At 54.3% G+C, this 15,186-nt stretch carries 10 protein-coding genes and 3 pseudogenes; 11 read left to right on the forward strand and 2 right to left on the reverse strand.

The features are described from left to right. The first annotated feature begins 9 nt into the window (after positions 1–9). Positions 10–1,518 carry an efflux transporter outer membrane subunit gene (locus tag ACIPL2_RS02005; RefSeq protein ID WP_401352542.1) on the forward strand — a complete coding sequence of 503 codons (1,509 nt, stop codon included), beginning with the start codon at positions 10–12 and terminating at the stop codon, positions 1,516–1,518. A 105-nt stretch (positions 1,519–1,623) separates the two neighbouring features. On the opposite strand, the gene ACIPL2_RS02010 is transcribed toward ACIPL2_RS02005, so the two are convergent. Beyond that, a complete protein-coding gene (locus tag ACIPL2_RS02010; RefSeq protein WP_401352545.1) occupies positions 1,624–2,688 on the reverse strand; it encodes an SDR family oxidoreductase in 1,065 nt (354 codons plus the stop codon). Positions 2,689–3,337: 649 nt separating this feature from the next. Here ACIPL2_RS02010 and ACIPL2_RS02015 point away from each other — a divergent pair. Further along, on the forward strand, positions 3,338–4,885 hold the full coding sequence (locus ACIPL2_RS02015; RefSeq protein WP_401352547.1) for an MFS transporter: 1,548 nt from the start codon (positions 3,338–3,340) through the stop codon (positions 4,883–4,885). A gap of 114 nt (positions 4,886–4,999) precedes the next feature. Here the strand turns inward: ACIPL2_RS02015 and ACIPL2_RS02020 are convergent, their stop codons facing one another. After that, a complete protein-coding gene (locus ACIPL2_RS02020) occupies positions 5,000–5,896 on the reverse strand; it encodes a LysR family transcriptional regulator (RefSeq protein WP_401352550.1) in 897 nt (298 codons plus the stop codon). Between the two features lie 742 nt (positions 5,897–6,638). On the opposite strand from ACIPL2_RS02020, the pseudogene ACIPL2_RS02025 reads away from it, so the two are divergent. From ACIPL2_RS02025 to ACIPL2_RS02065, 9 genes and pseudogenes are all read left to right on the forward strand, one after another. Then, a pseudogene (locus ACIPL2_RS02025) lies at positions 6,639–6,731 on the forward strand (transcriptional regulator GlcC); the annotation flags it as partial. Between the two features lie 247 nt (positions 6,732–6,978). After that, positions 6,979–7,623, forward strand: a complete 645-nt coding sequence (locus ACIPL2_RS02030; RefSeq protein WP_401352551.1) for a glutathione S-transferase family protein — start codon at positions 6,979–6,981, stop codon at positions 7,621–7,623. 85 nt (positions 7,624–7,708) lie between these two features. Then, entirely contained in the window at positions 7,709–8,023 is a 315-nt protein-coding gene (locus ACIPL2_RS02035) for a hypothetical protein (protein ID WP_401352552.1), read from the forward strand. A 259-nt stretch (positions 8,024–8,282) separates the two neighbouring features. Next, positions 8,283–10,053: pseudogene (locus ACIPL2_RS02040) on the forward strand (acyl-CoA dehydrogenase C-terminal domain-containing protein). A 529-nt stretch (positions 10,054–10,582) separates the two neighbouring features. Beyond that, entirely contained in the window at positions 10,583–11,104 is a 522-nt protein-coding gene (locus ACIPL2_RS02045; protein ID WP_401352554.1) for a flavin reductase family protein, read from the forward strand. A gap of 116 nt (positions 11,105–11,220) precedes the next feature. Next, positions 11,221–12,324: an LLM class flavin-dependent oxidoreductase gene (locus ACIPL2_RS02050; RefSeq protein WP_401352556.1), complete on the forward strand. Its 1,104-nt coding sequence runs from the start codon at positions 11,221–11,223 to the stop codon at positions 12,322–12,324. A gap of 65 nt (positions 12,325–12,389) precedes the next feature. Continuing rightward, positions 12,390–13,520, forward strand: a pseudogene (locus tag ACIPL2_RS02055) (class I adenylate-forming enzyme family protein); the annotation flags it as partial. Beyond that, entirely contained in the window at positions 13,515–14,006 is a 492-nt protein-coding gene (locus ACIPL2_RS02060; protein ID WP_401353336.1) for a class I adenylate-forming enzyme family protein, read from the forward strand. The pseudogene ACIPL2_RS02055 and the gene ACIPL2_RS02060, both read left to right, overlap by 6 nt. After that, complete coding sequence (locus ACIPL2_RS02065) at positions 14,003–15,184, forward strand: acyl-CoA dehydrogenase family protein (protein ID WP_401352558.1); 1,182 nt, start codon at positions 14,003–14,005, stop codon at positions 15,182–15,184. Before ACIPL2_RS02060 ends, ACIPL2_RS02065 begins: the two co-directional genes overlap by 4 nt. Positions 15,185–15,186 lie beyond the last annotated feature (2 nt).

Genomic DNA, 15,186 nt, shown 5'->3' on the forward strand with positions numbered 1-15,186 from the left:
GAGAACACCATGAAAGTGTTTGCAATGAATCGGATGCTTTTGAGTTCAGTATGGCTGGCAACCATGTTGATGACGGCTGGCTGTTCTCTGGCGCCAACCTATGAGAAACCGGATGTGTCGGCGCCTAGGGCCTACAAAGAGGACAATGCTCAGTCTCCTCTGCCGCCTGCCGAGGCTGGCAATTGGAAAACCGCTGAGCCGTCGGAAGAGTTTGCAAGGGGCGAATGGTGGCGCGTATTCAATGACACCCACTTGAACCACCTTGAGAGCCAGGCTCAGGACGCGAACCAGAGTCTGGTCGCGGCAGCAGCCCGATTGAAAGAGGCGCGGGCGCTGAACCAATCAGCTCGTTCGGCTTTATTGCCAACCGTGGATGCGGGTTTCGGCCCAACCAGGGAACGGGTATCGCCGGCCTCACAATTCCAGTCTGACAGCGGAAAAGGCGCGAGCCAGACGATGTGGCGTGCCCAGGCCGGCATATCTTATGAGGTCGATATGTTTGGTCGCGTCGCTAATACGGTTGATGCGGCTGATGCGGAAACCCAACGTAGCGAGGCCTTGTTCCACTCGGTGCTGTTGGCGTTGCAGGCGGATGTTGCACAGAACTATTTCGCTTTGCGTGAGTTGGACTCAGAGATTGAGGTCTACAACCATGCGATCGAGCTGCGCGAGCAAGCGCTGAAGCTGGTACAGCAGCAGTATTCGCTGGGCGATATCAGTGAGCTCGACGTTGCTCGCGCAGAGGCAGAGCTGGCGACTGCGCGGTCTGATGCCATGACGGTACAGCGCCTTCGCGCAGCATCGGAACACAGCCTCGCTGTTTTGCTGGGCAAGACGCCTTCGGAATTCTCGATGGCGGCCAATCCTTTGCAGCCGGTTAATCTCAGGATTCCGGCGGGATTGCCCTCGTCGCTGTTGGAACGTCGTCCTGATATCGCTGCTGCGGAGCGTTCCATGGCTGCGGCCAACGCACGGATTGGCGTAGCGAAAGCTGCATTCTTCCCTTCGTTGACGCTGACCGGTTCCGGAGGATTTGAGTCTGGCTCTCTGAGTAACCTGTTCAAATGGAGTAGCCGTACTTTCCTGTTGGGCCCGTTGGCCGGGACGGCACTGAATCTGCCGATCTTCGATGGCGGCCTGCGCAAAGGTAACCTCGCCAATGCGCGGGCGGTCTACGAAGAGGACGTAGCCAACTATCGCCAGCAGGTGTTGGTGGCGTTCCGCGAAGTGGAAGACAACCTCTCGGATCTTCGGTTGCTCGAAGAGCAGACCCAGACCCAGTCACAAGCGGTGGATGCCTCCACTCGCGCTGCTAAGGTAGCCCGGGCTCAGTACACCGAGGGGGATGTGATTTACCTTTCGGTTATCGATGCGGAAAGGACGGCCTTGCAATCTCGCCGTGCGGCGGTTCAGTTGCAGGGCGCGCAAGCGGCGGCCACCGTGAACCTGATCCGTGCATTGGGTGGTGGATGGGGTAACGCATCGCCAGCGAAATCCAACGAGATAGCGCAGAGGTAATTCATTCTTCGCGATCCAATTGCTCAGTATGAACCGATAAGAGCAGCATCCGTTGAAACGAAAAAAGCATGCCCAAGGGCATGCTTTTTTTTGCTTCTAATGTGGCTACGGAATAATGCGCTCACTGCGCAGGCGGTGGAACAGATCAAAGAACACCTTGTCCGTCGTCCGGTATCCCGTAAAGCCCAATTCACGGGTATCAGACATGTCAGTCAGGCACTCGAACCTTCGACCAAGGTCAGCATCGGTGTGCCAGGGCGAGGCCATCCGGTCAAAGCTGCTTTCCTTCAGCTTGTATTTGCGAGCCATGTCCTCCCATACCTGATGACCGTCCGCCATCTGGGTTTCCAGCAAGATGCCGTTACCATCGAACGGTACAGGTTCGAGGTCGAACCATTGTGCGATGCGCCCCCACATCCAGCTCCATCGGAAGGTATCACCATTGACCACATGCAACGGCCGGTTGCGCACCTCAGTGGTAATCGCTGCCCATTCCAGATGCTCAGCGAGCAGGCGAGCATCGGTGACATCGGTCAAGCCCTCCCATTGCGACTTGTTGCCCGGGAACATGAAGGGTCTCGCGGTTTCCTTGCAAATAGCTGCATACGTTGCGAGGGTCATGCCCATGTTCATGGCATTGCCGAGAGCGTAGCCGATGACTGTGTGTGGCCGGTGAACAGTCCAGGAGAACCCTTCGCGCTCAGCAGCGGCAAACAATTCGTCCTCCTGCTCGTAGTAGAAGTTTTCAATGTCCAGACGGGTCATGATTTCGCGAAACGGCGTGGTCGTGTTTAACCCTTTGCCGTACAGCTCGAATGGCCCGAGGAAGTGTTTAAGACCTGTCACCAGGGCCACGTGTTCGACCGTTTCGCTGCCTCGCAGGGCGTCCAACAGGTTTCGAATCATCAGACCGTTGACCTTGATGTTTTCCGCCTCCGTCGCATGACGCTGCCAGCTTGTGTAAAACACATGGGTTGGGTCAACCCCCTTTAAAGCAGCCCTCACATCGGATACATCATGCAGGTCAGCCGCGATGTGTTTGACGCCATCAACAATGCCATAGGGCTTACGGGCAATTCCGAAAACTTCCCACCCGTTGTTCAGTAAATGATGCGCGAGGTTGTTTCCGATAATGCCGGTTACGCCAACAATCAATGCCTTTCTATTCATCTTGATACCTCAGCCTGAGTGTATGCAAAGAGACCAGAATTAAGTGAAGCGTGGTCATTAATGACAATTACTTCGCGAGTACCAACCTAGTCGCCACTTGGTAATTGATAAACCGGACAACGGAGACACTGTGTCGCTCTACGAGAGACAGTGAGCTGTTGTACTTTCTGTATAAACGCGAAGAGAAATTTAGCGCTCGCTCTTGCGGCCACCGATAACCCGAGAACATTGGAATCTCTCGGGGAGGGCGCTTGGCCCAACAGAAGGGTTGTTCTTGTCTGACCTAGCACACAGTGGAATCCACCATCGGAATGCTGCTTATTTCGCCAGAAGCTGCGCGCTGATAACACGAAGAAGAATTGTATCTCTGTGAGCGACGAAGTGTCTCACGGAGGCGAGTTTATTGACTTCTTTCCTTAAGTGACAATTGCTTTCAATCGGCGGCGACATCTCTGTTTCAACAATTCTGCGACCACATATCTAGCAGATATCTGCGCGAACAGCCGCACTTATTGCGCCATTACCGATTACGGCATTGGCGAAGTACGGAGCTAAGAACGACCGCAGGGTTGGCCTTGATGGGCAACTCCGCTTGCGGAACTTCGAACAACGTACAGGCAGCACTCTCCACCCCACTACCGGTGAAATCATGACTTCAAAAAACCACGACGCTAAGGGGGGAGACAAACTGCTCATTCTTGCAGCAATTTGTCTTTCCGCATTGGTATTGCCACTGAGCTTTACAGGAGGCGCCGTTGCCACTCCCGCAATTGGCAGAGATCTAGGGGGCAGCCCCGTTGCCCTTACCTGGATCACCAACGCATTCATGCTGTCCTTCGGCAGCTTGCTGATGGCAGCAGGTGCTTTGGCTGACGTTTATGGCCGCAAACGCCTTTTCACCATCGGCATGATGCTTTTCACGGCCGCATCGTTGGCTCAAAGCATGGCGCCTTCCGTGTTCTGGCTCGACATCCTGCGTGCGATCCAGGGCGTAGCCGGTGCTGCCGCGTTGGCCAGTGGTTCCGCTGCGCTGGCACAAGAGTTCGAAGGGCATGCTCGCACTCGCGCGTACAGCATGCTCGGAACTACCTTTGGTATAGGCCTTGCCTTCGGCCCATTGGTTGCCGGCGTGCTGATCGAAGCATTCAGCTGGCGAGCGATTTTTGTATTCACCGCGGTGATTGGCGTAATTGCTATGGTCTTCGGTCTGCCACGTATGCGTGAAACACGTGATCCGGGCGCGATGGGGCTGGACTGGCCCGGCACCATCACGTTCAGTGCGGTCTTGGCACTGTTCACCTTCGGCGTCATCCAGGCGCCGGAAAGCGGCTGGGGGAGCACGCTGGTGGTTGGCTTGCTGGGCGCGTCGGCGGTACTGCTGATTGTGTTCATCATGATCGAAATGCGTGTTAAGCGCCCAATGCTGGATTTAACGCTGTTTCGTTTTCCGCGATTTGTAGGCGTACAGGTGCTGCCGATCGGCACTTGCTACTGCTACATCGTGCTGGTCGTGATGTTACCTTTGCGATTTATTGGTGTGGAAGGCCTGAGCGAAATTGACGCAGGTTTGCTGCTGCTAGCGCTCTCGGCTCCAATGCTGGTGGTGCCTATGCTGGCCGCGTCCATGACCCGTTTTATCTCAGCGGGTGTCCTGTCGGGCGTGGGCTTCCTTATCGCGGCCGTCGGTCTGCATTGGTTGAGCCTGTACAACGTCGGTGAGCCGAAGTTTGGACTCGTTGGCCCAATGTTGCTGATCGGTATTGGTGCGGGTCTGCCGTGGGGCTTGATGGATGGCCTGTCAGTTAGCGTCGTACCAAAAGAGCGCGCAGGTATGGCTGCCGGCATCTTCAATACCGTACGTGTGGCAGGTGAGGGCATCGCCCTGGCAAGTGTCGCCGCAATGCTCGCTTCGCTGCTGCATGCCAATCTGTCGGACGCTGTTCAAGTGGTAGCGGGAAGCACTGATGCTGCTCTGATTGCGGAAACTGCACACCGTGTGACGACTGGCGACATGGCGCATGCAATCAACACTGTGCCGGGCCTGGCGAATGAGCGCCTGGTAGAAGGGTACGCTTCCGCGTTCCAATACCTGCTGCACATCCTGACCATCATCACCTTGGTTTCCGCTGCCGTGGTGCTGGGGCTGCTGAGCAAAGATCGAACAGTTGCCAATGAAGGCGTAAGTGAAGCGGCCTAACGCGTGAATAGGTTGCCCGTGGTGCTGCTGGCGCGGGCAATGTTTCGGATTGATAGGCTCTTTGGAGCAGAAGACTTTATTCTGCTCCAAAGGTAATACGAGTTGTCAGTCGTACTAGCGTAAGCGATCCGCGAGATAATTGAGCACAGCTCGCGTCTTGGCTGGCATCCGATGTCCCAGTGGGATCAGCGCATGAACGGGGGGGCCGGGCGAATCCACTGAAGTCAGAACACGCACAAGTTTGCCGCAGTCAACATAAGGCTGGGCCACCTTGTCATAGATTTGAGCGATGCCCAGACCAACAACCGTCGCATCAATCACTGCCTGGCCGTCCGACACAATCAAGACTGGCGTTGGGGAAAACTCTCGCAGATGACCATTTTCACCGAGCGACCAAGGGCGTAGTCGGCCAGTAAAACCTCGAAAAATCACAGCTTCGTGATTCACCAGGTCAGCGGCGGATTCAATTGGTGCGTGACGGGCCAGGTAATCCGGCGCGGCGTAAAGGCTGAGCGTGATATTGCACAGCTTTCGGACGGTCATTTCACTGTCTTGGGGCAACTCGCCAGCCCTGACCACAATATCCCACCCTTCACCCACCGCATCTGACATGCGATCGGTCATGGATAACTCCAGTGTTACCTGCGGATACCGATATCGAAGCTCGGAAATTGTGGGCAGGAACAATTGACGAAAACCGGATGGAATGTCCAAACGTACTCGCCCAATCGGTTCCTCTTTGCGCGCGGCCAGCTCACGGGCTGCATCGCGGAGTCCATCCAAGGCAGTAATGGCAGCACTCAGATATGTCTCGCCGTCCTCGGTGAGTCGAACAGCACGAGTGGTGCGCTGAAAAAGCTTGGTACCGAGCCTTATCTCCAGGCGCTGAACCGCTTTGCCCACGTTTGATTTGCTCGTTGATAGATTTTCGGCTGCCCGGGTGAAGCTGCCGGTCTGTGCGACTCCCACGAAGGCGGCGATGTCCGGAAATGAAGTGTCGGCTCGTTCCATTACGGTTCTCTTTTAATGGTGTGTTCGTTTCTACGTGACGCACGGAGCTCGCTTGATCAACTATGGCTCAGATTTTGGAAGCAGTGTCAAATTTCTAAGTCGCATAGTGATGCTCCTGAGTAAATCGCTAATGTGTTGTCGGTATAAATCTAGTCGTCTTGCGCAAGCACCATGAGAGGAGGGCTCATATTTTTTCGCAAAAATAATTTACGAATTTTACATGATGTTTAGGGGATAGTACTAATTGAGGAGTGGGTGGGCGCTGATATCAGTTGGAATGATAGTTAGTGTCGACAGGGAGGGCCGTTGACAACACGTCAGGTAGATTTTTCAGACAGTCGATCGAATTTAATGAAGGGATAAATTTTGATAGTAAGTATTATCGGTGATGATTTTTATGAATTAGTATAATCAGTAGAATGTACATCAGCGAATCGTTGAGCGACCGGTTGAGAAACCGATTAACTCTTTGCTCTCGCTGCTCTGATTTGGTTTGGTTTTTTAGGCCCGCCCGCATGCGGGCCTTTTTTTATCTGTCTGTTTTTATGGGTTTTTCTTCATTTCTTCATTTCTTCATCGAGTGAATGTTCTTTTTTCTCGTTTATTCACAATGCCTCGGCCGCAAAAAAATTTCGGGGCGTGATACGCCTAGATATTTTAGCTGGCCATTCCTACATGGATTTTATAACTCTTATTGAATGGATTCCTGTACAAGGCTGATTTCGAGAAACATGCGTTTTCACATGCTTATAGTATCAGTGAAAATCTGAAAGAGATCGAAAACGAAGAACAGCGCCTGGTTCGTGCGACGCTTAGATTAGAAGGCTGGACGTGAGTTATCTCGGCGGAGCAATGCGAGATAGCGCGGGTTTCAGTCCACTACTTTCATGGGGGTAACGCACCATTCATTGGTCATTTGGCAGATGGCTGCATCCCCAAAAAGGGCGTAACGATTGTATCTGTGTGGGCTACAGAGCGTAGCTTTTTGGAGGGTTTATCATTCTCGGACGGAAGCTCAGACTTTCTTCACCAGCCCAGTCAAAGGGCGCGGAATAAACGACTGATTCCCGAGGAATGCAATGATGACCAAGTTGTACATCGCCGATCAAACCTGCTCCCAAGCCGTTCAAATCATCGCCAACGAAATTGGTCTGAACCCAGAGCTGGTTCACTTCAACGTGTTCGATCAGACCACATCGAATGGCGATTCCTTCGCCGAAGTAAACCCGCTAGGCTACGTCCCTGTACTGGCGCTGGATAACGATTCGCAAGACAAGATTACCGAGACGATCGTTATCACTTCCTACCTGGCAGACCAGCATCCTGAATCCAATCTGATCCCGGCCCACGGTACCCTGGAGCGCGTAAAGGTTGATCAGCTGCTGACTTTCATCGCGACTGAAATTGCGCAAAAGCACATTCCTCTGATGCGCAAACTGATGACCGATTACGGCACCGAGTGGACTCGTGCGAAACTGGTCACTGCTTACACCACTCTCGATACCCGCCTTGCTGATGGCCGTCCTTATCTCCTGGGCGACAACTTCTCTGTTGCCGACGCTTACGTGTGGGCCACCCTGTGGCACGAGCGCTCGGGCACCGAGATTGGCCACCTGGAAAACCTGAAGGCGTGGAAAGCTCGTGTAGACGCACGCCCATCCGTGCAGAAAGCGCTGAAAGATGAAGCTGAAGCTGTGGCCATTCACAAGGCACGCGCGACCGCTTGATTGCTGACACTTGATTGAAATGGGTCGTGGTGAAAACCACGGCCCTTTTTTCTGCGCACCGGAGTGGGTTCAGGAGGCCACCGTTGTGTTCGTTATCGATCGTCTTTCAGTCGGGGAGTGCCAGGAAGAAGAGCTGGCCGCCGATTTAGACAAGATCCCCCCTCACCAGGCGCAGCTCAGCGCGGGTGGCATACTGAAGGCGTTGACCTCTGATGGTTATCGCAGTGCACTCACGTCGGCAACACTGGCGGCGATCCTCTACTGCTCACTGGCGTTGAACCACCAGCTGCCATCGCTATCGATGCCTCCCGCTTACAAAGAAGAAAAGACTGACCCAGCACTCACTCGCTCCTGTTCGGCTCTTCTGATCCTAAGGCGCCTGCCTGTTATCACACTCTGAACCACTGCAGATCAGGTGGCACAGGAGAGGGCTGTCTCATACGGGGCGACAGTCTGTTTCCCATTGAGCATTTATTGGGGATTGATTGCACCAGCATAATCCTGCGCTGCTTTTGAGTTTGCCACCGACCGACTTTTACTTTCCGACACCTCCTTCAAGGTGACTCGGCGCAGGTCACGGTGGAGTCAGATTGAGAAAACAATAAAACCAATTCCTACTGCTCAAATGATCTGTTCGCAGGTCTATGACGAGGTCGATCATGCCGACGTTCGAAGCCCCGCTGCGTGATATGCGTTTTGTGCTCCACGAAGTATTCGATGGGCCAGCTCTTTGGAGTCAAATGCCGGCGTTTGCCGAAGTCGTTGACGCCAGCACCGCCGATGCAATTTTGGGTGAAGCCGCCAAAGTCACATCTCAGCTCATCGCTCCACTAAACCGTGCTGGTGACGAGGAGGGGGTTCACTTTGACTCCGGTGTTGTCACCACACCCGTTGGATTCAAGGAGGCTTATCGCACGTATCGGGAAGGTGGTTGGGTCGGGCTTGCCGGTAATCCTGAATACGGCGGGATGGGGATGCCAAAGATGCTTGCGGTTCAGTTTGAGGAAATGATGTATGCCGCAAACAGCAGTTTTAGCTTGTACTCCGCACTGAGCGCCGGATGTTGTTTGGCAATCGATGCACATGCCAGCGAGGTGCTCAAGTCCATCTATCTTCCCAAGATGTATAGCGGACAATGGTCGGGAACCATTGTGCCTTACAGAGGCACACGCCGGCACGGATCTTGGCATGATCCGATGCCGGGCCGAGCCCTTGGAAGAAGGTTGCTATGCCATCACTGGCTCAAAAATCTTCATCACCGGCGGCGACCACGATTTGACTGAAAACATTGTCCATTTGGTGCTCGCGCGCCTGCCGGATGCGCCGATTGGCCCCAAGGGGATTTCGTTATTTCTGGTGCCGAAGATTCTTGTGGGTGCCGACGGCCAATTGGGCCATTCCAACTCGGTGAATTGTGGCTCGGTGGAGCACAAGATGGGGATCAAAGCCTCGTCTACGTGCACGATGAACTTCGAAGGTGCCACAGGCTACCTGGTAGGCGATCCCCACCGGGGCTTGGCTGCGATGTTCACCATGATGAACTACGAACGGTTGTCGATTGGCATCCAGGGCATTGGGTGCGCGCAGGCCTCCTACCAGAGAGCGGCGCGCTACGCTCGTGAGCGGACTCAAGGACGGGCGCCCACAGGGCACCAGGCTGCTAGTGAGAGTGCCGATCCAATTGTTGTCCATCCGGACGTGCGTCGAATGCTGCTAACGATGCGCGCGTTGACCGAAGGAGGTCGAGCATTCGCGACCTACGTCGGGCAACAGCTGGACATCAGCAAATTTAGCGAACACGCCGATCAGCGATACTCAGCCAGGCAACGCGTTGCCTTACTGATACCTGTAGCGAAGGCTTTTTTCACGGATACCGGACTTGAGAGCTGTGTGCTTGGCCAACAGGTTTTCGGCGGGCACGGATACATCCGGGAGTGGGGACAGGAACAGTTCGTGCGCGATGTGCGAATCGCACAGATTTATGAGGGAACAAATGGCGTTCAAGCTCTGGATTTGCTGGGGCGTAAAGTCATCGCCGATGAATGCTTGGCTTTGGAAGGTTTCACTTCTGAAGTCAAAGCCTTCTGTAAAAATGATGGGCCCTACGCCCGACAGCTGTTCCAGGTGTTAGCCATGCTGGAGGAGGTGAGCCGTTGGCTGCAACTGCAGGCGAGTCATGATCCGAACCGTATCGGTTCTGCGTCTGTCGAGTATCTGCACCTGTTTGGCTACGTCGCTTATGCGTACATGTGGGCGAAGATGGCGGCTGTTGCCCAAAACAACCTGGCTCAGGATTCTGAATTTTATAGCGCCAAACTCGCTACGGCTGCGTTCTACTTTGATCGTGTGCTGCCGCGCGTATTGTCGTTGGAGGCGATACTCATGGTAGGCAGCGATTCACTTTACGGAATCAAAGCAGAGCATTTCTGATCACAGCAATTGAATCGGCTACTTCGCGCTGTCGGCGCGTGGTAGCCGAGCTCGTTGACGCCCCCATACCCCCCCCCAAAAAAAAAAGCGTTCTCACAGCCGATTGTCCACGCTGCGTAATCTATCTTTCGATCCCACCTGCTATTAGCATCTCCCAGCCTCATGAAGCTTTTAAGTTGCCCACGCCACACCCAAACGATCATCGCTTACCTCGTTACTCTCAGCACCGAGCTGTTTAGCTATGTTTTCGACAGAGCATTCTGTGTGTTTGTAAATATTGTCGCTCCCGAAGATACACAGTAACTCTATTTAGAGGTTAATAGACTCGTACTGGAAAATTTCGATAATTCCGAGAACGACGCTAAGCCCCAGATTAAACAACTTGATCTGTTTTTTTACTGAGATGCGCAATTGCTATTCAAATAATGTGAAAGCTGGTAACGAAAAAAACGACTGGCCGGGTGCTGGAGGGAAGTGTACTAATTGGCTCGTGAACTTTTTTTCAATAAGAAAAATAAGGCTGAAGAAAATGTCAACGACTCTACAAGACAGCGTTGGAAACGCCGATATTGTGACCGCCTTCAAATCGGCAATGGGGCGTTTCGCCACTTCGGTAACGTTAGTCACAACCAGTGATGATACCGATACACCACACGGCTTGGCAGCAACTGCCTTCTCTTCCGTTTCCATGGATCCCGCATCTGTTCTGATCTGTATTAACAGGTCAGCCAGCGCTTCCCCCGTCATAAAAAAATCGGGATTCTTTTGCATCAATATGCTGCAAAGCCAGCACGAAAGAATTTGTCAGATCTTCAGTCAATCAGATCTGCGCGAACAGCGTTTCACTGAAGGCGATTGGGAAACCGGTGTTAATGGGACTCGCTATCTTGTAGACGCCCAAGCGGCAATCTTTTGTGAAGTCGCACGAGAAATTGAACACGGCACCCATACCATTATCGTTGGTAATGTCATCGATGTGGTGACACACAGTGCCGAGCAGCCACTTATTTACATGGCCGGACGTTACAGGTCTCTTTCCAGCAATCATTAACTGCCTAATGGTTTGCACTCAAGTTCTAAATCAGCAATTGCAGTGGGCGACGAATTCTTCGTCCGCTCTAGTGCGTCGCTCGTCGTTGTATTCATTACATGCGCAGGAAAACAATAATGAAACTTGCAATGTTTATGCAGCCGCTCCATCGCACCGGTTTGTCCTATCACGAAATGTACAACCAAGACCTTGCCGGTGCCGTGCACGCCGATGCGGTCGGGTTTGATGAACTTTGGGTCGGTGAACATACGACACAGCGCACCGAGCCGATTACCAACGCTTTGCAATTTCTCTCTGCGTTGATTCCCCTGACCAAACACATGAAGTTGTGCCCCGGCGTGCTGAATTTGCCTCAGCACAGCCCGGCTCGTGTAGCTGCCGACATCGCGATGTTCGATCACATGTCCAAGGGGCGGTTTCTCATGGGCATTGGCCCTGGCGGCCTGTCATCTGATATCGAGGTCTACGGTACTGACCGTAAGCTGGGTGCCGAAGTGATGCTGTCTTGCTACGAAATGATTCGTGCCATCTGGGCCACTCAGCCGCCGTACAACCTCGCAACCGATTATCACAAGGTCAGCATCCAGCATACGGTGAATCACGAGCTGCAGCTCGGCTACATGCCTGTTCCATATCAAAACCCTTTCCCCCGAGTGGCCACTTCAGCCATGTCCCATGCGTCCAGCACGGCGAAGCTGGCTGGGGCCAAAGATTGGGATCTGATGTCCGCCTACTTCTGCACCAGGGACGCTGTGGTTTCCCAATGGCAAGCCTATGTCCAGGGTGCGGAAAGAGCGGGCATCAAGCCTGATGCTCGTAACTGGAAGGTCGGTCGTTCGGTATTTGTCGCCGACTCTCAGGCCCAGGCCGAGGATTACATGGCCGATGCGAGCAACTCCATTCGTTACTGCTTCGAGTTCATGGTCAAGAACCTGAGCTCCATCGGTTTGATCAGCGCATTCAAAACCCGTCCGGACATGCTTGATGCAGAAGTCACCATCGAGCATTGCATCAGGGAAATGGTCATTTACGGCGATGTGAATTCGGTAACCGAGCAACTGGTTGCGCTGAGTGAACAGACGGGCCCGTTCGGAACCCTGATGACGACCTTCCACGAGTGGGATAACGAAACGTTGTGGAAGCGCTCAATGGAGTTGACCGCGAAAAACGTAATGCCGCGCCTGAGTGACCACATGGGCCCCCTCTTGGACGCGCAGTGACAGAACTGGGGGTGGCGCAGCCAGCGTGTTGCGCCCGTGTTCGATCTACAAAAAACAGGGTATCCATGAATCTCAAATCATTGCAGGGTCTGACGATCCCAGCCTTACTGCGCCAGCAAGCGACGAGCCAACCTTTCCGGCTCGCGTTCTCTGGTCACTCCTGGAACGGACAACGCGACCGATTGAGTTACGTCCAATTGGTTGCGCGGATGCAGGGGACGGGGCGCTCGCTTCACGCCCGAGGAGTTCGCCAGGGCGAACGCGTTGCTATCTTGCTGACCAACGATTCGATACGTGAATGCGTGCTAACGGCGCTGGGTTGCATGGATATAGGCGCGGTGGTGGTGCCACTCAACACCCGTTCCGCGGACGAAGAGCTACATCATGCGCTGACGCTGACCGAGCCAGTTGCCGTGGTAACGACCCAGGAACACTCCGGTCGCGTCCAAGCACTTTACGCATCTGCGAAGCTGTTCCTGCTGGGGGCAAGTGATGTTCCCGCTGACCAGCGCTGGCCTGACCCCGTAGATACGTTTGATTCAACACCAGTCGCCCGCGCGCCAAAGGCCGATGATCTGGCTTGCTTGTTGTTTACCTCGGGAACAACGGCGCGGGCGAAGGCCGTCATGCATTCGCATCGCAGCATGCTTCACGCAGGGCGCACCATGAGCGCAGCACTCGGGTTGGAACCTGGTGATCAGTATCAGGGTGCGTGGCCGTTCTTTACCAGTTCGGTACTGAGCATGGCCTGTATGTCCGCCTGGGTGACGGGTGCCGGTGTAGTCTTTGAGGAGGCCACATTGAGCAATGCTCAGCGGCTTCGCTTGATCGAAACATAAGCAACGACGGTGTACCACGGTGTGACGTCGATCATCCACTTCCTGATTGATGAGTACCAACGCGATACCTATGACCTGAGTCGATTGCGCCGCGTCAGCTATGGCGGCGCAGTAATGCCTGTCGAAGTAATCGAAAAAATCAGCAAAAGAGTTCCATGGGTCGATCAGGTTCACGTCTGGGGTATGACGGAAACGGGCCCGGCTGGGACGTATTTGGCGCCGCACTTTTTGCCGCGTAAAGCGGGTGCGATCGGCCAGCCCATGCCCGGTTGCTCAGTGCGCGTGGTCGATGAAGGTGGTGTTCCAGTCGCTCAGGGTGAGTTGGGGGAAATTGCGTTTAGCGGCCCCTCCATGGCGCTCGGTTATTTCCGTAATGAGCAGGCCACGGCCGAGTCCTTCGTGGACGGTTGGGTACACACGGGGGATATCGGACGCTTAGATGATGAAGGGCTTTTGCACTTTGTCGATCGCAAGAAGGACATCATCAATCGTGGTGGACTGAAAATATCGTCGGCCTCAGTCGAGGAAGTGCTCTATCGCTTTCCCGGTATTGGAGAGGCCGCCGTCGTTGCTATCCCGCATGCAGGTCTCGGCGAAGACATTGCCGCGTGTGTCGTTCCAGGTCTGGGCCAAACGTTAGACCTCAAGGCATTGGTAGAGCATTGCACTCAGCATCTCTCCGACTTTGCACGACCACGGCAATGGCATGTGCTTTTCGAACTGCCAAAAAGCCCGATGGGCAAAAATCTCAAACGGGAGCTGCGTGATCAGATCAGCGTCCTGCCTCCCGCCGATTTGTCGTCTGGAATTGCCCCATCCGCCACGCCTCAGGTTGCGCTATGAGTCTATTAAACACACCCGCGCTCCTTGCTTTTCGTAAGGAGGTACGCACCTTTATTCGTGACAACTTGCCGGCTGAATTGGCAGAAGAGACGCGTAACAGTTTGCACGTCCCCAGGGCCAGCAGTGCCCGTTGGCAGGCCATTCTGGATTGTCGCGGCTGGGGTGCTGCAAACTGGCCGCTGCAGTTCGGCGGTACGGGATGGGATTTCGCGCGACGCTACATATTCGAGGAGGAGTGTGCGCTCGCAGATGCCCCCCCCCTGAGTGTCTTCGGTCTCTACATGATCGGCCCGACACTCATGGAGTTTGGCAGCCTGGCTCAACAACAACGTTACCTTCCGCCATTGGTTAATGGCACGGAGTACTGGTGCCAGGGGTACTCGGAGCCCAATGCGGGTTCCGATCTCGCCTCACTGAAAACCACCGCTCTGCGTGACGGCAGTGAGTGGGTTGTGAATGGCTCCAAGACATGGCTGAGCTATGGCCACGAAGCCGACTTCATGATCCTGCTAGCGCGCACTGATACCTCGGTGAAACCTCAGGCTGGATTGTCACTGTTTATAGTCGATATGCGCACACCCGGTATCGACATGTACCCAATCCACACCCTGGAAGAAGGGCACAGCGTCAACGCCGTGTTCTTCGACAATGTGCGACTGCCTGGTGATGCGCTGATTGGCTTAGAGGGGCAGGGGTGGACTTACGGTAAATATTTGCTGGCGCATGAGCGCACCAATAACGCCCAAGCACCTAGAACCAAACGAGACCTCTTGGCTTTGTGCGATTTGGCCGGGGAGCGTCGTGGGACTGACGGTAAACCCATGGATCAAGATCCTCGCATAGCACGTCGGTTAGCGTCGCTCTGCGTCGACTACATGGCACTGCAATCAGCCGTCCTTCAAGCACTCGCGGATCAAGCTCTGGGCAAGGCCCCAGGCCCAGAAGTGTCGACGTTGAAAATTCGCGGTTCGGAACTTCAGCAACGCATCACGGAAACCGCCATGCAGATCCTTGGTACCGAGGGGCTGGTGCTGAGTCCCGGATACGGATCGGGCGCCGCAGATATAACAGCCAAAGGCTGGGTCGATCGCCATTTGTTCCGGCGTGTGGTGACGATCTACGCCGGAGCCAATGAAGTTCAAAAGAACATCATCGCCAAATCAATTCTAGGCATGTAGGA

The organism is Pseudomonas sp. NPDC086251 (genome assembly GCF_044746405.1).
GTDB lineage: Bacteria > Pseudomonadota > Gammaproteobacteria > Pseudomonadales > Pseudomonadaceae > Aquipseudomonas.